At 31.3% G+C, this 21,987-nt stretch carries 25 protein-coding genes; 23 read left to right on the forward strand and 2 right to left on the reverse strand.

What is annotated here, in order from left to right:
* Positions 1-178 precede the first annotated feature (178 nt).
* Together CWS20_RS22810 and CWS20_RS22815 are read left to right on the forward strand one after the other, a co-directional pair.
* Entirely contained in the window at positions 179-1,159 is a 981-nt protein-coding gene (locus CWS20_RS22810) for a helix-turn-helix domain-containing protein (protein WP_066194530.1), read from the forward strand.
* A 464-nt stretch (positions 1,160-1,623) separates the two neighbouring features.
* A complete protein-coding gene (locus CWS20_RS22815) occupies positions 1,624-3,111 on the forward strand; it encodes a DNA/RNA helicase domain-containing protein (protein ID WP_066194533.1) in 1,488 nt (495 codons plus the stop codon).
* Positions 3,112-3,230: 119 nt separating this feature from the next.
* On the opposite strand, the gene CWS20_RS22820 is transcribed toward CWS20_RS22815, so the two are convergent.
* Complete coding sequence (locus CWS20_RS22820) at positions 3,231-3,749, reverse strand: hypothetical protein (RefSeq protein ID WP_066194535.1); 519 nt, start codon at positions 3,747-3,749, stop codon at positions 3,231-3,233.
* A 412-nt stretch (positions 3,750-4,161) separates the two neighbouring features.
* Between CWS20_RS22820 and CWS20_RS22825 the strand changes: the two genes are divergently transcribed.
* The 18 genes from CWS20_RS22825 to CWS20_RS28190 all read left to right on the forward strand — a co-directional run bounded on the left by CWS20_RS22825 (position 4,162) and on the right by CWS20_RS28190 (position 19,596).
* Positions 4,162-4,611, forward strand: a complete 450-nt coding sequence (locus CWS20_RS22825) for a metal-dependent hydrolase (RefSeq protein ID WP_066194537.1) — start codon at positions 4,162-4,164, stop codon at positions 4,609-4,611.
* 23 nt (positions 4,612-4,634) lie between these two features.
* On the forward strand, positions 4,635-5,711 hold the full coding sequence (locus CWS20_RS22830; RefSeq protein ID WP_066194540.1) for a ParM/StbA family protein: 1,077 nt from the start codon (positions 4,635-4,637) through the stop codon (positions 5,709-5,711).
* A gap of 10 nt (positions 5,712-5,721) precedes the next feature.
* Positions 5,722-6,102, forward strand: coding sequence for a hypothetical protein (locus CWS20_RS22835; RefSeq protein ID WP_066194543.1), 381 nt, complete (start codon positions 5,722-5,724; stop codon positions 6,100-6,102).
* A gap of 12 nt (positions 6,103-6,114) precedes the next feature.
* On the forward strand, positions 6,115-6,702 hold the full coding sequence (locus CWS20_RS22840) for a thermonuclease family protein (protein ID WP_066194545.1): 588 nt from the start codon (positions 6,115-6,117) through the stop codon (positions 6,700-6,702).
* A gap of 72 nt (positions 6,703-6,774) precedes the next feature.
* The gene (locus tag CWS20_RS22845) at positions 6,775-6,999 is read left to right on the forward strand and encodes a hypothetical protein (RefSeq protein ID WP_066194547.1); all 225 of its coding nucleotides are present in this window, start codon (positions 6,775-6,777) and stop codon (positions 6,997-6,999) included.
* An 18-nt stretch (positions 7,000-7,017) separates the two neighbouring features.
* The gene (locus CWS20_RS22850; protein WP_066194550.1) at positions 7,018-8,079 is read left to right on the forward strand and encodes a conjugal transfer protein; all 1,062 of its coding nucleotides are present in this window, start codon (positions 7,018-7,020) and stop codon (positions 8,077-8,079) included.
* A 29-nt stretch (positions 8,080-8,108) separates the two neighbouring features.
* A complete protein-coding gene (locus tag CWS20_RS22855) occupies positions 8,109-8,330 on the forward strand; it encodes a TcpD family membrane protein (protein WP_066194553.1) in 222 nt (73 codons plus the stop codon).
* A gap of 23 nt (positions 8,331-8,353) precedes the next feature.
* On the forward strand, positions 8,354-8,866 hold the full coding sequence (locus CWS20_RS22860; protein ID WP_066194556.1) for a TcpE family conjugal transfer membrane protein: 513 nt from the start codon (positions 8,354-8,356) through the stop codon (positions 8,864-8,866).
* Between the two features lie 4 nt (positions 8,867-8,870).
* Positions 8,871-11,501 (forward strand): ATP-binding protein, encoded by a 2,631-nt coding sequence (locus CWS20_RS22865; RefSeq protein ID WP_217282603.1) that lies wholly within the window; start codon positions 8,871-8,873, stop codon positions 11,499-11,501.
* Between the two features lie 16 nt (positions 11,502-11,517).
* Positions 11,518-12,051: a hypothetical protein gene (locus CWS20_RS22870; RefSeq protein ID WP_066194559.1), complete on the forward strand. Its 534-nt coding sequence runs from the start codon at positions 11,518-11,520 to the stop codon at positions 12,049-12,051.
* 29 nt (positions 12,052-12,080) lie between these two features.
* On the forward strand, positions 12,081-14,639 hold the full coding sequence (locus CWS20_RS22875) for a CD3337/EF1877 family mobilome membrane protein (protein ID WP_101226397.1): 2,559 nt from the start codon (positions 12,081-12,083) through the stop codon (positions 14,637-14,639).
* 50 nt (positions 14,640-14,689) lie between these two features.
* The gene (locus CWS20_RS22880) at positions 14,690-15,388 is read left to right on the forward strand and encodes a hypothetical protein (protein WP_142385413.1); all 699 of its coding nucleotides are present in this window, start codon (positions 14,690-14,692) and stop codon (positions 15,386-15,388) included.
* Positions 15,389-15,397: 9 nt separating this feature from the next.
* On the forward strand, positions 15,398-16,438 hold the full coding sequence (locus CWS20_RS22885; protein ID WP_066194568.1) for a peptidoglycan DD-metalloendopeptidase family protein: 1,041 nt from the start codon (positions 15,398-15,400) through the stop codon (positions 16,436-16,438).
* 257 nt (positions 16,439-16,695) lie between these two features.
* Positions 16,696-17,220: a hypothetical protein gene (locus CWS20_RS22890; RefSeq protein ID WP_066194570.1), complete on the forward strand. Its 525-nt coding sequence runs from the start codon at positions 16,696-16,698 to the stop codon at positions 17,218-17,220.
* A gap of 263 nt (positions 17,221-17,483) precedes the next feature.
* Positions 17,484-18,551 carry a replication-relaxation family protein gene (locus CWS20_RS22895; RefSeq protein ID WP_066194573.1) on the forward strand — a complete coding sequence of 356 codons (1,068 nt, stop codon included), beginning with the start codon at positions 17,484-17,486 and terminating at the stop codon, positions 18,549-18,551.
* A gap of 52 nt (positions 18,552-18,603) precedes the next feature.
* Positions 18,604-18,798, forward strand: a complete 195-nt coding sequence (locus CWS20_RS22900; protein ID WP_066194575.1) for a hypothetical protein — start codon at positions 18,604-18,606, stop codon at positions 18,796-18,798.
* Entirely contained in the window at positions 18,785-19,282 is a 498-nt protein-coding gene (locus tag CWS20_RS22905) for a hypothetical protein (RefSeq protein ID WP_066194577.1), read from the forward strand. The genes CWS20_RS22900 and CWS20_RS22905 overlap by 14 nt, the downstream gene beginning before the upstream one ends.
* 149 nt (positions 19,283-19,431) lie before the next feature.
* On the forward strand, positions 19,432-19,596 hold the full coding sequence (locus CWS20_RS28190; protein WP_157090512.1) for a hypothetical protein: 165 nt from the start codon (positions 19,432-19,434) through the stop codon (positions 19,594-19,596).
* Between the two features lie 183 nt (positions 19,597-19,779).
* Here the strand turns inward: CWS20_RS28190 and CWS20_RS22910 are convergent, their stop codons facing one another.
* Positions 19,780-20,067: a helix-turn-helix domain-containing protein gene (locus CWS20_RS22910; RefSeq protein ID WP_066194724.1), complete on the reverse strand. Its 288-nt coding sequence runs from the start codon at positions 20,065-20,067 to the stop codon at positions 19,780-19,782.
* 187 nt (positions 20,068-20,254) lie between these two features.
* Here CWS20_RS22910 and CWS20_RS22915 point away from each other — a divergent pair, with 187 nt between their 5' ends.
* The 3 genes from CWS20_RS22915 (at position 20,255) to CWS20_RS28480 (ending at position 21,965) form a co-directional block, all read left to right on the forward strand.
* Positions 20,255-20,500 (forward strand): helix-turn-helix transcriptional regulator, encoded by a 246-nt coding sequence (locus CWS20_RS22915; RefSeq protein ID WP_083957294.1) that lies wholly within the window; start codon positions 20,255-20,257, stop codon positions 20,498-20,500.
* On the forward strand, positions 20,481-20,738 hold the full coding sequence (locus tag CWS20_RS22920) for a hypothetical protein (protein WP_066194579.1): 258 nt from the start codon (positions 20,481-20,483) through the stop codon (positions 20,736-20,738). Before CWS20_RS22915 ends, CWS20_RS22920 begins: the two co-directional genes overlap by 20 nt.
* Positions 20,739-20,936: 198 nt before the next feature.
* Positions 20,937-21,965 carry a hypothetical protein gene (locus CWS20_RS28480; protein WP_066194582.1) on the forward strand — a complete coding sequence of 343 codons (1,029 nt, stop codon included), beginning with the start codon at positions 20,937-20,939 and terminating at the stop codon, positions 21,963-21,965.
* The last annotated feature ends 22 nt before the right edge of the window (positions 21,966-21,987 follow it).

The raw sequence follows: 21,987 nt of genomic DNA on the forward strand, positions 1-21,987 counted from the left end.
GGAAAACAGAGCAACGCTCTAACCTTTCAGAGTTTGGCGACCTTGAAGGTTAGAGCGTCGGGATTTCTTTAGATATAATTTACTTTAATATAAGAATAACATATTTTTTTACTTAAAGTAAAGAGTATTTAAGAGCAATCCTGCCTTTTTCCACTGATTAAAGGAGGATTTTTTTACTTTGAAGCCACATAATTATAAAGATGATGAATTCATTCATTTAGTGTACAAGGGCAGTAAAAAAGATGAAATGATTGAAATTCCATTTAGAGACATTGAGAGCATGGATCTAAACAAACGTGGTACACCAATTCCATATACTATGAGTAATGTCGTAAACTTAGAAAGATATATGTTACTCTATTGGTCGCCGATAATTGGAAGTGATTCTATTATTCTATTCTTACATTTATGGGAATATTGCGATAGGAAATCAGGGGTTGATATATGTTACCCGAAGATTAATGAACTTGCGCTTAGAATGGGGAAAACAGCTCCTACTATAAGGAACATTCTTAAGAAACTAGAAGAAAATAATTTTATTATAACAATTCATAGATTAAATAGACTTCATAATAATAAAGAGACTAGTCCAATCTATAAATTACGTCAAACAATCCCATTAATCTCAAAAGAGCAATATCTAAAATTGCCAGAAAGCCTACAAAAAAGACATGACGATTATATGGAAAGGTTTGCAACTGGAACAGACCTAGAATGGTTTACTTATGATTCTAATGAAACTATAGAATCACTAAAGGCTAATGGAGATAAAATTATTTCTAGTAAGTCACGTGAAGAAATTAAAGCAGTTTTGAAACGAGAACAAGAAGAAGAATTCATTATGGCCAATCTTGGTGATGATATTAAGAACACTCTTATCCCTAACAAGGAGTTTTTAGAACTTCTTATGGATTATAATTTTAGTAAAGCTTCTGCTGAAATATACTTTCAAAACTCTATAGTTCTATATGATTCTTCAATATTTACAGTTCACATTATTACACAAAGCAGCTCACAAAAAGAATTTCTTGAAAATGGGCTGAACGAATATCAGCAAAGTAACCTACGCAAAGCACTTGATAAAATCTATGAAGAATCCATTTACGATATAAAATACTTTACAGCTGAACAATACATAATGAAAATTCTGAAGGGGTAATTCCCCTTCTTTTTTTTGTTCAAATGTTAGACAAAATATTATTTTTAAATAGCAGTAAATTTTTTTCTGCTATATGACATATCAGGCAGAAATATTCTTTCTGCCTAGCAATAAATTTTTTTCTGCCTTTGGAGAAATTTTTTTTCTGCCTTATTTCAACTACTTATGCACAGATTTTAGTGGATAACCTAGCAGAAAATTTTTTTCTGCCTTAAATCTTAGCAATAAATTTTTTTCTGCTATACAGTAAATTTTTTTCTGCCCTAATTCTTTATTATTCCTAAATGTTTTAAAGAAATAATAAATATAAATAATAAATACAATTATTTACTCACTTTTATTTCGTTTTTTTTAGAATTAAAATTTATAAAAATATATATGCTAAAATTATTATCATCATTTCGATTTAGTTAGAACCTTTATTACAAATTTAAATAACACACCCAATTGAAAGGAAAAATACGTTGAAACCCATAAATTTATTATCATTATTAAATGCAAATAAAAACTTAACACAAGAAGTCTTTGATTTATATATTAGCCATTTCGAAATTTCAATTAGAAAGAGTGAATTAGAAGATTTAAGCTCATTAGTGGAAGAACTTCTAAGAGACACAAAAAATGTGAATCTTCTAGAAAGGTTTTTTGTAGGTTATACAATAAATCAGATAGGAAAGGAATTTGACCTCTTAAGATTTGGTGACAATATTATCATTAATATTGAACTTAAAAGAGAGAATACTGGGAACCAGATTATAAAGCAGCTTAAAAGAAATAAATATTACCTTGGATCTTTAGATAAAAAGTTGCTTAATTTAACGTATGTTTCTGAAGATAAGAAGTTATTCAGTTTAGATGAAAATGATAAAATAACTGAATTTGAAATTTCCTCTTTAATATCAGAACTTCAGGGACAAAACTTAGTTGAAATTGATGATATACATAAGCAGTTTGACCCTTCAAACTATCTAGTTTCACCATTTAATTCAACAGAGAAATTTATTAAAGAACAGTATTTCTTAACTTCTCATCAAGAATATATAAAAAACAAAATTTTAGATTCAAAAAAGGAAACTGAGCCAAGTTTTAGTTCGATTGAAGGAAAAGCAGGCACTGGAAAAACACTATTAATATATGATATTGCGATGGAATATATTAATAGGTCAAAAAGGGTTCTTATTTTTCACTGTGGAGTTTTAAATAGGGGGCATAAAAGATTGAAAAATAAGTATTCTTGGGAAGTTACACAAAGCCAGTATCATGAAAATTATAATTTTAAAAATTATGATCTTATAATTTTGGATGAAACTCAACGAATAGATAAAAGTGAAATAGATGAAATTTTAGTAAAAGCTAAAAAAACTAATACTATGTATATATTCTCTTATGATTTTAATCAATGTCTTGCTAGTTGGGAAATCAAGAGAAATATACCGCAACATATTAAGGAACAAGTTTCTCCCCAACATTTTGAACTACAAGATAAAATTAGAACTAATAAAGAAATAGCATCATTTATAAAAAATCTGTTTAATTTACGCAGTCGAAATCCAAATCAAGAGTATCCTAATATTGATGTCTCATACTTTAAGACTGCCGCTGCTGTAAAGAAAGAAATGTATATACTAAAAAACCAGGGATGGAAAATAATAAATTACACACCATCTAAATATAATGTATACCCATACGACAGCTTTTACATTGGTGGAGATGAAAGTTCTCATGAAATAATTGGTCAGGAATTTGATAAAGTTGTTGTTGTTTTAGATAAGCACTTTCTCTATCAAGACAACAAACTAACTACTCATGGATGGGTAACTAATCCTTATTACCACCCTACAAAAATGCTTTTTCAAATGGTAACTAGAGCTAGAAAAAAACTTCATATCATTATTTTAAATAATGAAGCTGTTCTGAAAGAATGCCTAAAAATTTTACAAAATAAGAAGTAAAGTTCCCGATGGTTACTATAATATTATCCATCAATAAGATTATTTTCAAAAAGAGCCTTACTACATTAAAATGTAGCAAGGCTCTTTTTTTATACTAAATAATTCCATTTCATATTTTTTTAAATACCATTGAACCATAAGCCATTCGATGAAACATAAGCTTTATCAGTGTATGCAGATTCAATTCTAATATTCCAAGACTTTGAGTCGAATTCAGAAAATAAATTATAAATATCATTGACCTCTTGGTTAGAAGGTAAATGTTCGTCAGCATTTTCTAACTTAACACCTGAAGAACATAGTAAGGACTTTATAGATGATGTACCAGCATTAAGAGGTATTGTCATTGAAGGACCGTTTGTAGATATTTCGATTAAATCATTTTTAAATTCTAAGTGATAAGGCTTTTTAAATAACTTGGTTATTACTTTCATCATTAATGGAGTAAATTCCAGAGTATTATTACAGAATGGACATTTATAATGATTAAGAAATAAAATTGTTAGATCGCTCTCTGAATATGATGTTTGAATTTGAAAGGGTAATGACATTGTTCCATTTGAATTAAAAGAAACGCCTTTAGTATTTGATAATTCCTCCATGCAGCTGCTGCAACCAATAATGAGTTTTGAACTCAAGTTCCTTCACCTACTTCATTTTTATTTTCTTAAATATACCAAAATAAATCCGATAAAATAATTAACAACTATATTTTATAATATTTTTATAAAAAATAGTTGCAATAATTAACTGAATACAGTATTATAAGGTTAATCAATTAACTGAATGCAGTTAATTGCACACACACACAAGCCTTGTTTAATCAATTCAGTATTAATTCCGATTATATTCGGATGGAAACCCTTTATTATGAGAAGAGCTGTATAGTATGTATAGTTTTTTTCATTCTCCATTTGATGGGGAGAAAAATCTATTTTGCGTACTTTAAAAAGCTCAAAAGCAGAAGCCTTAAATGACTTGTTCTTTTTCTAAGGATAAAGTTATTTTAGGCTTTTTGTTTTACAAAAAAGGGGGCTCAAAATTTATTTAATGGAATGGAGTACACATGCTTTATCTGGTCTGATTGCTGGCTATATGGTGACTAACGATTTAAAGGGAGCAGCTGTGGGAGCAGTAGCAAGTTTAATTCCTGATTTGGATGAACCAAAATCAAAATTCGGAAAGCCTTTCTGCGTTATATCAGTCCCTTTAAAAGCAAAATATGGACATCGAACAATAACTCATTCATTTATTTTTTGTTTATTAGGAGCATTAATTGGTAGCCTTGTTTCAATTGAAGTAGGTATTGCTACAGCTGCTGGTATTTTAGCTCATATTTTGGGTGATTTGATAACAGGAAGGGTTACTCTCTTTTATCCATCTCCCAAAAAAATTGGCTTTTCAGTATCAAGAATTACTTACATTTGTATTGATAGATTAACAAGGCTGCTGTTATTAACCATTATTTTACTGAAGTTATGGATTGAAATTATCAATTGAATTTTAGAAAGGGGAGAAAAAATATGTCTTATCAAGAAATTGTGTCTATTGATATAGGCTATGGATATGTTAAGGCAATATCATCCAGTGGTAAAAGAGCACTTTTTCCTTCTGTTGTTGGTTCAGGGAGGGAAAGGAATCTAGCAAATTTTATGAAGACAAATGATTTAAAAACTGATCTATCTGAAATGCATATAAAAATTAATGATAAACATCATTACATTGGTGAAATGGCGTTGAGAAATTCTATTGACGGGTCAAGAGTTTTTGAAAGAGAGAGATATAACCATGATTATACAACAATCTTATTACACGCTGCTATCCAAACAGTGATTTCAGATGATACACATGAAGTGCTTTTATTTACTGGTTTACCCTTAGATTATTATAAATCGCAAGTAAAACAGTTTAAGCAAAAAATACTTACTGAGTCACCTGTAATTGAATGGGTAAGTGGTCTTTCGAATGGTACTAAACAAGTGAAAATAACTGATACAAGTATTTTCCCACAAGGTATGGCTGCTATATGGGCTGCACTTATAAATCACGAAGGTAGATTCTTAAATAATGAGCTATTAAAAGAGGGTACATTAATTGCTGTTATTGATATAGGATTCAGAACCACTGATATTTGTGTTGTAGAAATGAAAGGTCATGGTGGTTTCATCCCACTCTTACCTTATTCAGATACTATAGATCAGGGTGTAATTAATCTTCATGAGAATATTAAACGGTCTTATCAAGATAAAACTGGTGGAGCAGATATCTCTGAAACAACTATAAATAAGATTATCAAGAATTTATCTATTAATTACAAAGGTAAGAAAATAGATATGACAAATGAAGTTAATGAAGCTCATCAATCTGTAGCTAACAGTATTAATGATCGAATAAATACTTTATGGAAAAATGAATCAGATACATTTGACCAGATATTCACTGTTGGTGGTGGTGGGAAGGCATTAACAGGGTATATGCAAGATAATTTTGACAATCGGTTAGAAACTATTGTTGATGGCCAATTTGCCAATGCTATTGGAAATTATAGAATTGGAAAAATGCTTATGGGTGACTCCATAAAAGAACAGATAGCTAACTAAGGGTATTCTGATGAAAGTGAAAAATGTCTTATCTATAAGGATTACAAAAAGGGATAAGGATATTGAAGATTATTTAGAAGAATTCCCACAAGATAAACAAAATGCTGCCATAAAAGAAATTGCTAAATATGGAATTAAATGCTTGAAGGAAAATTATGAAAGAGAGAATTTAAACAAGAGTATTGAAAGACATTTCCATTCACTAAAGGAAGAACATAATCGAAAATTCGATCAAATTTTTAAACAGATAGATAATATTTCATTAGCAAATAATGGGGAAGTTTATAACAAAAATAATAATATTAATATTGATATTAATAATAATAATGATGTTGATATTGATAAAACTAAGCAGTCATTTCAAGATGCTATGAAAATGTTTATGACTTAATGGAGAGATTATATGGGTTCAATTAAAAAAATACTGCTTTTTTTATTTGGGATATTTCTCTTTTTTTCCTTTTCGAATGTTAAATCATTTGAAGATATTACTGGATTGTTAAATCAACAAGATCGTTTACAAGATCCAAATAGTTCAGATGATGACAATATTGAAAAGGCAATTGTACGTGATGTTGTAGATGGAGATACCATCAAAGTTGAATTTACTGGTGGAAATGTTGAGACTATTAGGCTTCTTCTTATAGATACTCCAGAGAGTGTAAAGCCTAATACACCAGTTCAGCCCTTTTCAGAAGAGGCAGCAGAGTTAATGAGAAAAAAATTGATTAAAGGAAATGTGGTTGAGATTGAAAAAGGAATACTCGAAAGAGATAAATATGACAGGTTGTTAGCATATGTCTGGGTTGATGGAGAAAACGTCAATAAGAAGCTATTAGAAAATGGTTTTGCGCGTGTTGCATATGTTAATCCACCTAATATTAAATATTTAGATGAATTTAAAGAAGCAGAGAAGTTAGCAAAAACAAACAAAAAAGGTGTATGGAGTATAGAAGGATATGTACAAGACTATGGTTTTAATTCTAAATAATTATATTTCAGTAATTCCATGTATTTGAAGGGGGGAGAATATAAAACTATTTTTACTTGAAAGGAGATAAGTATGTTTAGGATATTGTTAAAAGTCATTTTCATGATTTTTATTATTGCTGTTGTAGGTAGCATTCTTTTAGAGCAATTTCCACAATTACAGCCTTTATGGAGTGAGTTTAAAGATATTATTAGTAATTTGTATGAGTCATCAAAAGTTAAATACGGGACAATTGCAACAGTTGTTATAATAATTGGCATTTGTATTTTGGTAGGCACTAGTAATCCCAAGGTATAACAATTTGAGGGTGGGAATATGGAAAAAAAATCAAAATTTAAAACCATAATAAAGATGGTTAAACGGTTTTTACAAACTGAAAAAGAAAGAGCTGAATTTAAAAAGAGGAAAAAGAACAGTTCAATTAAGCCTAAAGGTTTTGTAAGTAGAAAACTAGGTGTTACATCATTTTGGGTAATGTTTGGATTTATGTTTCTTGTTGTATTAGTAACCATGTTTAGTGGTAATTCAAGTGAAGCCAATTCTAATAAAGATGTTTTACCACCAGATAAGAATCAAGCTGCTAGTTTAGAAGCTGTACAATTTGCTGAGAACTTTGCAAAAGATTACTTCACATGGAATCTTACAGATAAAGATAAGGTTAATCGCAAGGAGAAAATGCAAGCTTATCTAGCGCAGGGAATAGATCAAAATGCTGGGTTAGATTATACAGGTTTAGAGTGGGATTCAAATTATAGAAGTTCTGAACTTAAAAAGATTGAGGAGGAAGGAAACGACATTGCTCACATTACTTTACTGGTCAATTTTGAGTTAAGTCAGGGTGATGGAGAAAAGAAGAAGGTAAAACAATCCCAAAAATATTTTGTAGTACCTGTAGCTTTTGATGGTGAGACTTTTGGAGTTTATGAGCTGCCTAAATTCACATACATCTATGAAAATACAACCTTGAAGGAGGTGAAGTCTGAAAGGTTAAAACAAGCAGATGTAAAGGAGTCAGAAAAAATAAAAGCTTTCTTAGATACCTTCTTTCGTAGTTTTGCTGAAGATTCAAAAGATAAACTGAATTACATTCTGACAGATGAAAAAATAGCAGATGGATTAAATCAAACAATGCTATTTGAACAAGTTAATAAGTCAAATGTTTTTAAAGACCCCGTAGAGGATAACTCTTTTGTGGTTTTTACAGAAGTGAGATTAATTGAACCAGAAACCAATATTCCTTTCCTTGTAAACTATCAATTAACTGTATTAAAAAAGGATGGAAAATATATTGTTTCAGGAATAGATGACCAGAAAAATAAGGTGGTGGAAAGTATTGAGGTAGAAGAAGATGAAGAAATTGACGAGGAAGTAGAATAACTAACTAATATTATTTGGAGGAATAAATAATGGGTGTCCAAGGTCTTTTTGAATGGTTACAACAGCAAGCACAATACGTTCTGTTTATTGTATTGATAGTCATAATTCTTGTTACAGGAGCTAAAAGAGCGTGGATTGCAATGATTGCTTCTATCATTGGATTAGCGTTTATCGGCATTTTTATCTTAAATCCAGATATTATATCTTCACTAGCTGAGTGGCTAAATAGCAAATTAAATATTGGAAGATAAATAAATATTAAGAAGGTAATTGTATGGACAAGGATAAGCAAAGAGTTAGCCTTTTGGTATTAAATGATTTTTTAAAGTTTGATAGAAAAATATATCAACTTTTTGGTTTAAACCTTGGTAGACCAATTAAGATAAAAACCCTTTTGTATTTCATACTTTTTATAGTTATCGAATTAATAGTGTATTTCACACCTGTTATTGGGAATTTAATTAATTGGATGCCAGCAGTATTCCTTATACTTATACCTGCTTTTCTTGCATATTTACTTTCAGATATTCGAACGGAAGGGCGTAATTCAGTCGCCTTTTTCCGTTCAGTTTTTCTATATCACATTAGAAAATTTAAGAGGGTAACTTATGTAAGAGGGAGAGAAGTTGCAAAACCATACAGATATAAATTAATAGGTTATTCAACCGTTACTTTTGCTGAGGATAGACCTATAAGTAGATTTAATTCCAGGAAAGTAAAAATTAGAGGTAAAGCTAAGGTTACTAATTATCAAGAAAGCACACTCTTATTTAAGAAAGGAGAATAAATCTTTGAAGACAGCAATTTTGGATTTTCCAATTAAACATATAGATGGGAATTTAGTGTTTGGACATGATGGAACAGTTACAGCTTACTATCAAGTTTCTGGTTTCAATTATGACTTCTTAGATCATGATGATAAATTTATACCATTCCAATCTCAACTAGCATTTCTGTTCAATAACCGATATGACTTACATTATATAGCTGAGCCGTTCCCTACAAATATTGAGGAAATCATAAATAGTTCAATAGAAGAAATGAAATTAAAAACTTATGAGCTTAAACAAAACGGACTTCAATATATGGAGATGTTAAGGAAAGCTTTAGTGGAGCAAAGAAATATGATGGAAACTAGCGAATATAGAGAATATATAGGAGTTCAATTATTACCAGAACTTAATAAATATAAAGATACTAACGCTGGTTTATCGGTATTTAATAGTATGAAGGAATTTGCAAGAGGGCTTAATTCCCAAATACATCGAGCAGTGGGTATAAATGCAAATGATATTTTAGAATCTGAGATAGAAATTTGGAAAGAACAGGCTGATACAATTTTAGAAAGTGTACAATCTGCGTTCAATTGCAACATAAAAACAGCAAGTACTGCTGAAACAGTTTACTTAATTGAAAAAGAATTTTCAGTAACCCAGTCAAACATTGATATTGAACAAAGAAGGGATTTTTCTACTAGTGAGGCTGTTGTAGGGATAGATGAAGAAGGAGAAGCTCAAAAAGCTATTCGTCCAGTTGAGCAGTCATTTATTGAAATACAAAATACCAATATAGATGAAGTCACGCCAACTTCTCTAAAGTTTAGCAAAGTAATAGAAAATGATGAAGTTAAAAATTTACATGTAAAATATTTGGTTGCACATACAATGGATACAGAAAATTACTTTCCAAACTTTGAATGGATTTATTTTATACAATCAAAACTATCGTTTCCTGTAAGTATTTCGGTTAGAGCATATCATCAATCAAATGAGCGTATTACAAAAAAATTATCTAATAAAAGACTGGAATTCAAAGACCAAAGAAAGGAAGCCCTAAAAGCTGGAGTTTCAACTGACTTAAGTCTAGATCAGTCGGAGAGTGGAGCAATACAAGCAGAAAATTACTTTAAGAAGACTGGCCAACCTGCCTATTCATGTTCTTTTGTCTTTAAAGTGACAGGAGAATCCGAAAAAGAATTAAATACTAGAGCAAAACGATTAAAGGACGAAATGATAAAGTATGGTATTAAAATAGTTGCCCCTTATGGAGAGCAGCTAAACCTTCTTATGGAAAAAATCCTTGGTTCAAGACAAATAAATCAGGATTATAAGATTGAAGTTGATTCAGGTGTATTGGCAGGAATGATGTTCGGAGCTACTACAAATATTGGAGATAACCGAGGCTTTTTTGTAGGTTATACAGAGCGTCTAAAAAGACCGGTGTTTATACAGCCAGATTTAGCAGCAAAAGCTTTTGATGGCTTGGGAAATATAGAAGATTCAATATCAGCTCTTGTGGCTGGTGCTACAGGTAAAGGAAAGTCTTTTTTTATGAACTTGTATACCTATTTATCTCTTTTGACAGGTTCTCAGGCTTTAATAATTGACCCAAAGGGAGATAGAAAGGATTGGGATAGCCTACCTCTTATTCCTAAAGACTATATTTCAAAATGGACTCTCGGAATGACTAAGGATGATGCAGGATGCCTAGACCCATTCCGTACCTCTGTAGATGTAGAAGAAGGAAAGTCTGTAACAGTGGATATACTCTCTTATTTAACTGATGTGAAAATTAGTGATGTAGGCTATTCGATAATTAGTGAAGCTGTTGAAGAAACTGGAAGGATGGATGACCCTTGTATAGGGGCTGTAATAAGTTTATTAGAAGCTCAATATGAAAAGGGCTCGGATGTTATGACACCTACAAGATTCGCGGCACTTGAAAGTTTAGTCAATACACTTCGTTCACTTAAAAGACAAAAGCTTTCTGATTTATTATTTGGGGAAGTGGATCAAAATTATAAAGTCTTGAAAGTAGATAAACCACTCCAAATCTTGATGGTAGAAAATTTGAGTTTACCCGATGGGAAATCAGTAACTCTAAGACCATCACAGAAGATTTCAGAAGCTATTTTAATATCAATAACAGCTTTTACAAAGCAATATATGTTCAAACAAGAGAGAACACGTCACAAGATTGTTCTCCAAGATGAAGCAAGTACAATCGATAATTCACCAATAGGAAGAGAATTAATGGACTTTATTGTTCGTAAAGGTAGATTCTATAATACAACTCTTCTAAAAGGTTCTCAAAATGCAACAGATCATGGTGATGATGTGCCTAATATGGGCATGAAATTCTCTTTTGGTCTTAGAACTACAAAAGAAGCAAAAGAGATGCTAGAGTTTTTAAATTTACCACAAACTAGAGGAAATATAGACAGGATACGCTCCATGAGTAAAGGGAAGTGTTTATTTCAAGACATCTACGGTAGAACAGCTGTAATTAATATTGACCCTGTATTCTCAGACCTAGCTAAAGCTTTCGATTCATCAACTTCTACAGAAGAGGAGAGAGAAAGAGAACGTCAAAGACAATTTGGCGGTAACTATGACCCAGAGCCAACAAATCAAACTGCTTAAGCGTGGGAGGATGAAAATGAAACAAATTCTAATAGCTTTTTCAACTTTGGGTTTAATATTAATGTTAATTAGCTGTAATGGCAGTAATTCTCATGCTCCTAGTTATGATGGTTTTGACTCTACAGTGGAGCAATATTTTGTAGCTGCTACCATTAAGGATTTCGATACTATGAAAGAATATCTCCCTGAAGCATTAATAAACGAAGATCAAGAATTATTGGGGGCTGAAAAGGGAGAAATCCTTTTTCCCCAATATAAAGAAAAATTAAAGGATAACTATAGTATTAAAGGGTTTGATTACTATTATAAGGATTTTAATCAAATCCTTTATTTAATTGAATACACTGACCCTGTAACTTCAAACCGATTATTTAGTATTTATGGAGTTGAAAATAAAAAAGATGGTTATCAAATGATGAATAGATATGACTTGAAAATTAGTGGACTACATTTTAAGGAAGAAACATCTCAATCAACAATAACGGTATCTGATTTAAGAGAGCTAATGGAAAAACATAAAAACCACGTATACTCAGTTGATATTTCTTAATGGTAGTTTTCCATCATGGGAGAGATAAAATGAAACGAGTTTTAAAGTATTTGATGTTAATGTTCGTAATCCTTTTATCTTCAATAACCCCTATTAATAACGTAGTACTTGCTGAAGAAAAGGGCGAACTGGAATTTAACAGCCCACAAGACCCTATGTTTAATGGTGGTAAGTACGGAGATTACAAGGATAAAGATGTTTATTACACACTAGATATAGTTACCCCAACTGAAATCGAAGAAAAAGGGTTCTTAGATAAAATGTGGGATACTTTATCTTTAAAATTTATTGGAGATAGCTTTTCAAATGGTTTTCATTATGCAGTGTTTTACGGTTCATTATTTTTCTTTCATTTCAACCTTTTCATGACTAATGTTATGTTAAGTGTTTTGAATTTTGCTTATGACAGTAATATGATAAATTCTTTAATTGGCGAAGTGGAGAATGTTGTAACTTCAATGAGTGGCATATCAGAAAGTGGATTCGGTTCTAGTGGCTTATTTGGAGGGTTTCTGGGTATTGTCTCAGTCCTTATAGGCATATACACTCTTTATCAATTTATAATCAAGAAAGCTACAATTTCAGCATTTTCAGGTTTTTTAAAGTCGATAGTTGCATTAACAGTAGCATTATTATTTTTCGGTAATTACTCGACAATTATTAAGGGTGTAAATGATGTGTCTGTTGAAGCATCTGGAATGATTTTATCTGGCAAGGCTGGGACAGTGGTTGATAAGAATAGTGGAAACATTAATAATAAAACAATTAAAGAAGATATGAACGATAACCTATTTAATACTTTTGTTCACAAACCATATCTAATGCTGCAATATGGAACAACAGAAGAGAGTGATATAGGTAGTAAAAGGGTTTCAGAGCTACTTACTAAAAAAACAGGCTCTGAAAGTAGACAAGAAGTAGCTTTAAAAGAAGTAACAGAAAAAGGGAATGAAACTTTAACATATTCAAGAATCATGGATAGATTAAATTTTACTGGAGTCCTTATGGTTGCCAATGCAATTAATTCTTTACCAGTTTATCTCCTTTCTTTATCACTTGTGATTTTTCAATTCTGGTTTTTAATAATTGCAATGGTTGCTCCTTTTGCATTACTTTGGGCTGCATTACCAAACCAATTCGGAGTACTAAAAAGATATTTCTTTGAGCTTTCTATACCTTTAGTTCTTAAGATGGCAGTATCATTTTTAGCTTTACTTATTTTTGGAATGAGCGAAGTAATTTACTCATTAAGTAGTTTGGCTGGGGGAGCAGAGGGTTATTTAATATCTAGCCTTATACAAGCGATACTATTATTTACACTCTTTCTTTTGAGAAAAAGAATCTTCTCCATTTTCTCAGTAGGTTCAGACTTGATTAGTAATGTTCGTTCTGAAATGAGTGGTACTTTTGTTAGTCCTTTTAAGAAGTTAGTAGGAGGAGCTGCAACGGTTGGCGGAGCAGTTGTTGGTGGAGCAATGGCTGGGCCTCAAGGGGCAGTTGTGGGGGCTAATATGGGAAGTAGCGTTGGTAATCTGGCAACTGGTGATAGTGGAGCAAGTGAAATGGCTCGTACTGCCGCAATGTCCATGTATACTGCACAGAAATTAAATAAGACAAAAGGTGCTAATTTAGAGTTGTCTGATACAAATGGTAATAATATGAACGCTTCTTCACAAGATGTTATTAATAGGCCATCTGAAGATGAGAATATAGTTAATCTAAATAAAAATAATTCAGAAGAAAGTGAACATCCTAATAGTGACGAATCAAATACAAATGAAAATTGGAACTCTTTATTAGAAGCGGTACAAGATCAAGAAAAAGATAATGATAATCAAGTAGATAATGATTTTATGAATCACGGTCAAGAATATAGTTTAGAAGGCAATAATGAAGTAATAGCTTCCAGTATAGAAGATGCACAACAAATGAACGGAAGCGAAGATTCACCTGTGCATGGTCAAGAATATAGTCTAGAAGGCAATAATGAAGTAATAGCTTCCAGTATAGAAGACGCACAACAAATGAACAGAAGTGAAGATTCACTAGCAAGCGCTCAAGGATACAACTTAGAAGGTAATAATGAAGTACTGGCTGCAAGTATGGATAGTGCTCAGTCAAACATAAATAATGATGATATTCCTAAGGGTAATCAAAACCACACTTTAGAAAGTCAAATGCCTTCTAATTCAAATTCATTAAATAATGAGGTTACAAAAGACCAGGCAAATAATGAAACATCTAGTAATCAACATTTAAACGAAGTTAATACCAGTAACAAACCTTCAACTAATGATATTAATAATAATATTGATAATAATAATATTAGAGGTCAATCGAATCAGCAAAATTTCAAACTAGATAATGGTTATTCCCAAAATAATAATCCAACTTTACAAGAAACAAATCAAATGGCTTCTAATAATTCTAATACTACAAGTGAGGGTAAAGAGAATAATACTATTGAACATCGCTCTGAGGTTAACCCTCGAAGTTTTAACAATATCAATAATAATAATAATATCAATAATGATATTAATACGCATCGGGATTATACGTTAGAAAGTACAAATAATCAAATTAATTAAGAAATAAATTCTAATAGTAACTAAGCTAGATAATGAATAGGGTGAAAAAATTGTTGTTTCGAAATTCTAAATTTATTTGGTATGGCATGATAGTATTTACTATCGTGCTATTTATTTTTGGTTTTTACGTAGGAAAAGACATTGAAGAAGAAGAAAAAAAAGCGGCAGCACATACCCAGAGCAATAAAGATGAAGAGTCATTCTCTATAAATCAATTAGAAAGTAATGAAAATGATAATGGTCAACATCAAAATGAAAATGAAGAAGAACATAATCATGATCATTCACATGGAGAATACGAATTAGAGAATCCTATGGCGGATGCTAATGAAGAATTAGAAGGAGAAATAAATCAATTAACTGATTACTTTTCTAAAGAGGATATTAGTCAAGCAAAAGAGGTATCTGTGCAATTTATTAAGGAATACTATCCCTTTGATGGAAATAAACCGTCTCAAAATATTAATGATGCAAAGAAATATATGTCTTCTGCTCTCTATGATGAATTAAAGGAACGTGTTATACGTCCTACACAGACAATTTTTAGAAAAGAGTTAAAAAGTTTTGAAGTATACGAACCATATAATCCTACTGATGAGTATTTGACTATTAATGTTTTGGTAAAAGGTGAAATTTATGATGTAAAAGATAATATCAACAAAAAAGAAGAGAGCCATTACTCTATTAAAATTATAAATGAAGATGGGAAATTCAAGGTTGATAAGTATACCTTGGATACGGCTTATTAGGTTTAAGTCATGAAGAAAACTTTATTGATAATTTCACTTTTATTAAGCCCATTTATATTAATGTTAGTTAGTATAGCAGTAATTATTGGTATCACCCTTTTAATTTTGATGTCTGAAGAAAAGCCTAACTATGAAAATATAACCTTATCAGAATTTGGGGAAAATGAAATCCCTTCAGAATTTATACCTATCTACCAAGAAGCAGGGGAGAAATATGCTGTAAATTGGCTAATTTTAGCAGCGATTCATAGAGTAGAGACTAACTTTAGTACAAATGTTAATACATCGTCAGCTGGTGCTATTGGACATACCCAATTTTTAGTTTGTACGTGGTTATCTTGGAACTATCCTTCATGTTCTACTGCAAGCAGAGCTATATATACTAATCCAGAAATTATTTCTAAATATGGTGGTTATGGAGTTGATGCAAACGGTGATGGAATAGCTGATCCCTATAATATTGAGGATGCAATTCATTCTACAGCGAATCTTATCTCACATAACCTTTCCATGATCAATGATATAAGACAAGCTATCTTTGCTTATAATCATGCAGAATGGTATGTTAATGAAGTTTTAGGTTTTGCTGAGGCGTTTTCAGGTGGCTATATCCCGGTGGATGGGAGAATAATAGAAATAGATGGAGAAACGGCATGGATGGTTCCTCACACTAAGAATATAACTTCTGAGTATGGAGAAAGATGGGGTACACAACATAAGGGTATAGACATTGCTGGCGGTGGAGACTTAGGAAAGCCTATTCTTGCATTTATGGCAGGAGAAGTAATTTATTCACAATGGAATACAGGTGGATATGGATACCTGGTAATTATAGAGCATGAGAACAATTTGAAAACATATTATGCACATTTACAAAAACAAGGGATTAAAAAGGGTACAAAGGTAAAAGCAGGACAAGTTATAGGGTACATGGGTTCTACAGGGAATTCTACAGGTCCTCACTTACATTTTGAAATTAGAAAAGCGGATACACCTGTAAATCCCAGACCATATTTAGCTCATTGGATAGGAACTGAACCGATTAAATAATAGTAAACACCATAAATCTGCATAAATCATGCGTTTTATGGTGTTTATTTAATATTTGTGTATACAAAATGGTTTTAGTTTGTAAACACCTATAAATCTTGGTGTTTAAGTGATTTTTGCTAAAAACCTAATTTGAATGTATACATGAAATAGCATATGGTTGTCTCTTCTATAATACTGTATACAAAATAATATTTTATACTCGATAAAAAGTGATTATTACTAGTTTAAGGTATGTTTACAGGCGGTGAAGTTACATGAAAAGCATTAGCTTTAACAATATTAAAATGCCATATTACGAATTTAACTTTATTGGTGATTACTACAAGAGCCTTAGGAGGTTAAGGAAAGAGCCAACTAAAACAATTTATTTAGATAATGGAGAAAGGATCGATGAACATTTTTTAGCAAATGCTGTTAGGCAAATAAAAGATTATAAAAATCAGCAGCGTTATGAAAAATCAACATTAATTATTGTTCATAATTTTGATAGTTATGATAGAAAAGACTTTGATAATGCATATTATAAGCCAATTATAGATGCTATTAAAAAAGTAAGAATTATTTATGATGATTCTTGGTTAGATATTTCATTAATGTTTTTGGGAAGTTATAGTCCAGAGGAAAAGATAACTGTTTTTGTAGTAGAGCATTTCTATACAATTCCGTTTTTGAATGCTAAATTTAACGATTATTTTAATAAGCATAAACCAAGAAATACAGGTATTGAAGATAGAATTAGAACTTTGAAAAACTATGATAATACAGACGATTTTTTTTAATAAGTGTGTAAAAATTCATGGTTTTTTTTTCTTTTAATTTTTACATTAATTTTTACACCTTTTAGGTATGTAAAGATTAGTTTATTAAAAGTACGGTGAATCATTGATATAGCTAAATTGTAAAGTGTTTAATTATAAACAAATTAAGATGTATATATTTAATAGGAAAACAGTAACTAATTTAGTGTAAGGTATTCGATAGTCAGGGAGATTAGCGCACACTAAATAGTCTTTGGAGAACTAAGTAATGAGGTGGAAATGACATGAGAAGGCATTCTTATGGTGGGAACGTTGCAGAAGTAGATTTAATGATATTGAATGATTTATATAATTACCGTGCGTTAAAAACTGATCAGATATCACGAAAATTCTTCCCCCACAGCAAATATTATGTGAATCGTGTTCTGAATAGGTTGAGAACTAGAAAGTTAATAAAATCGAGTATTTTATCGGGGAGTAGAAATCATGGAAAAAAAGGCTTCAGCTATCATAGATTAACCGAAACGGGATTGGAATGTCTGATAAGACATGGAGTGAGTGTTGAGGGGCAAGTCCAACAACATTATGTACACCCTGCCTTATTGCATTATTTACTCCTAGTAAATGATATTATGATAGATTTATCAATTGGTGGCTGGGAGACATGGGATAGCCGCAAAGTAAAAAAAGAATATAATTTGGATAGAAATATGTTGCTTCATGGATTAGTTATCAATCCGAATGGTAAAAGGTTTGGACTTTATATTATGGAGGAAGGGGTCACTAAGAATACATTAGGAAAAATACAAGCGGAAATTAGAGTGCATCACCATGTATTAGAAAATTATATCGTATTCGCAAAAGGTTCAAACTCTTACAATAGCTTCATCCAATTTGCTATTAATCCACCTAAGAAAAGAATAAATAATCAGTATATAGAGCAAAAGCAATTATACACTGGTGAAGCTTTAAAAGTGATTCCATTTGATTTAGGGAGGCAGCTATATCAAGCATACCCAACTGAGAATGAATGGTTCATGGCTTTGGCCAAGCATTTTAATTTTGAAATACTGAATACACAATTGGATGAACGGCAATCTTTTAATATCCTAGTTAAATATAAAGGTGAAGAAATGTACTTTGTAGACTTAACGGATACTGATCTTACAAAGGCAAGAGCAATTAATTCATATTCCGAACATCGGTTTAATTTGGAGAATAGAAGAAAGATATTAGTCGCAACATTTTTAAAGACACAATATGATTTAATCCAATCAAGGTATTCTTATATAGAAGAGTTATTAATTACTAAGAAAGATTTTAATGCTTTGTTAAATAAGAACCAAAAGTAATTGATAGCTACTAAAGACAAAAGCACTTTTATTTAAAGGAGAGAACTGTAATATGGATGATAAAAATAAATTTGAAATAATTTTAAAATTAATTGATAGAGAAGATATTCTTGAACAATTTGAACAGTTTACAAGAGAAGAACAAGATGAAATGTGGGAACTAATGAAGCAAATTATGCAAGATGAAATTACTTTTGTTTTAGATTTATATCAAGATAAAAAGGTGAGTAAAAATGAATTGGAATGAAAAGGTTCAATTTTATCTATCTGCAATCCTAACATTAACCGCAATAACACTTCTTGTAACAACCTTCAATGGATTATTCGTACCAAGTCCCTTTATGGGATTTATTTTGACAATTTTAAGCTTAGGGTTATATACAGTCCATGTCCTCCAGAAACAAACGAATAAGTTTAAAGAGGTTTTATTAGTAGCATTAAGTCTATTATTTCCAGTATTAATTATTTCTAGTTTGATCTATAAGGTTTGGGTATGGGAAGCATTTTTTACTAAGCATGGAATAACCCAATTAACACTATCTAGTTTTATCGTATTAGCAGCATATCTATGTATGGCGTATGTTAGAGCTAAAGTGTCCTATAAGAGAGTTAAAGGTAATCAAAAACATAATACGAAGTGGCGTCTAAATAAAAAGAAAGTTAAAGAAATCGAGGATTCAGAGCAAATATATTTAAAATTAGGAACTGTCTACGAAAATCCTGATAAATAAAAGCACTTTTATTTTCATTAAATATATTTACCATAATTACTAAATAATGAGGATTACTGGTTGACTGGTAAACTCATAAATATTAGTATAAATGTAATGGATAAAAATACTCATCATTTTTACATAAAAAGGAGGTATGCTGATTTGATATGAAATGCGAAGACAAAGAACAAGATAAGCAGGTGAAACTATCAGCTGCTAGACATCACCAATTAAAAATAATTGCTGCAAAGGAAAAAAGAGAAATGCGAGAAATTGTCTCTACCGCATTAGATTTCTATTTTCGAAATAGAAATAAGGAAAACAGCAGTTAAATTTTTTTGGGCTCTTTAACTGTATTAAGTTAATGTTTGAATTCAAAACAAAAAGACCATCAACAATGTGATGATCTATATTTGTTAAGCAAACAAAAGAAAGTATTTTAGAAATATTTATTGTCAAAAAATATATGATTTTCCATTTACCCACAAAAAAATAAGACAGGCTGGAAAATCACATTAATTTGTCTCTTTGTCTTTATTAGTTTCCTTTTTGTTTTTATTTGTTGCTTTGTCTTCTAAATTACTAATTTGATCAAATATCTCATCATCAAAAAACTCAGAGAGAGTCATTCCCAGTCCATTAGCAACTTTTTTCAATGTGATTATCCTAGGGTGTTTGCTTCTCCCATGCATAATCTCATTAAGAGTAGACTGACTGACATCTGACATTAATGCCAAATTATAAATGTTGATATTCTTTTGTTTACATAGGTCGTTAATTCTTTTAATTGTTGCTTCTGCCATTGTGACCAAGGATAATACCTCCTATTATAAAGTTCTAAAAAATAGGTCAAATTTATTTTTAATTTTAACAGAATACAGTTGACAAATAAACAGGTAAAAATTATAATCTGATTAACAGTATTCAGTTAATCGTATTTCACGATTAATAAATATAACTTAATAAGTTTTTCAAATGAGGTGAGGCTTCTTGCAATTTGGTGACTGGATACGAGAAATGCGAGAAAAAAGGCAATGGACTCAAAGCGAGATGCATAAAGAAAGTGGTATTCCTCAAACAACTATTAGTGGTTGGGAAACGGGGAAAATCTTAGAACCTTCTTTAAAGCACATAGTAAAAGTGTCCAGGGCATTTTCCGTTAGAATTTGTGACATTCCAATCTTTAGTGAAGATAAGTTAGAGGATGTGAGAAGTAATGGAAGAATTTGCAGTTAAAAATTCAAAAAGAGTTCCATTCTTTGAAATCCCTACAATTGCTGAACATGGCAGCCTGAGAACTTTTACTAAAAAGATTTACTTTATTAGAGGAGTGTTCGCTAAAGAAAAAGTATCAGGAGATGTTACGAAATTATCTGATATTTATTATGAAATAAGAACAGTTAAGGATAGTAAAGGGACAGTAATTGCAAAAAGAAAAAATCCAACCGATGAATTAATTAGAGTGAGTGTTTAGATTAAACAAGTGTGTGTGCAATGTGTGTGTGTGTGTGAAAACTTAATAATTTGCATTTCCTTTTGAAAGGTTGCTAGGAAGGATATGCGAGAAGAATAGTTTGATGGATATGATTGCTAAAAATCCATATTGCAGCCTTTTTAAAAACAGGTTGTTCGAATTAGCCAAAAACGAACAAAATTTGGAGGGATAAAAAAGATGAAAAGAGCTTTGTTTTCACTCATTATTACACTTGGTTTTACGTTTCATTTCTTCACTTACTCAGCATTAGCTAATGGAGTTGGTAAATGTTCTATTTCAATAACCAGCGATCACAGTTTCAATAGCAGGGCACAGGCAAGTGGACCTTGTAGCGGATTCGTGGAAGGTTATTATGTAGGTGGTAGTGCAGGTGGGCAGTTTGCTTTAATTGGTTCCTATACAGGAGATGTACATAATGGCCAAAAAGTAACACTTAGCTTACCGCCAACAGCAGGTAATTACTCAAGCTATGAATTAACTGTTTCAGCAGTCGTCAAAGAGCAGCCGAAGCCAGAACCGAAACCTGAGCCTAAACCAGAACCAAAACCAAAACCAAAGCCAGAGCCGAAACCGGAACCGAAACCTGATCCAAAACCAGTTCCGAAACCAGAACCGAAACCTGAGCCTAAACCTCAACCAAAACCTGATCCAAAACCTGAATCGAAGCCAAAACCTGATAATTCCAATAGTACGGGTTCGAATCAAGGAAACCAGAACAATTCAAATTCATCTTCAAATAATGAATCATCTAAGAATGTTGTAAAGGGAAATGAGAAGGTGAATGAATCAACCGAGGTAAGCAGTTGGACAACTAATGATCTTAAATCAAAAGGCGCGACTGTAGAAGTTAAAGATGGTAAGCACTTTGCTAAGGTTGATGGGGTTTATAAAGAAATTACTGAAGAACAGGCAGAGGAATTAGAAGAGGAAGTAAAAGAAGAAAAGGATAAAGACGAGAATGAAGAAGAAAAAGAGGAAAATGAGCAGCTTGAAGATAAAAGTTCAACAAGTGTTTTAGAGGATAAAGGTGATAAGGAAAAAGAAAATGATTCCAAAGAAGAAAAGAGCAATAAAGCAGTACCAATTGCAGTTGGAGCTGTAGCAGCTGTAGGTGCAACTACTGGAGCATTGTATTTTTTCCATCCTGGAAGTAAGGAAGCAATTACTAAATTTATAGAAATGATTTTAAATTTCTTCAAAAGATAAATTATCTTCATATAAAAAAGTG

This window comes from Cytobacillus horneckiae (genome assembly GCF_002835735.1).
Classification (GTDB): domain Bacteria; phylum Bacillota; class Bacilli; order Bacillales; family Cytobacillaceae; genus Cytobacillus; species Cytobacillus horneckiae.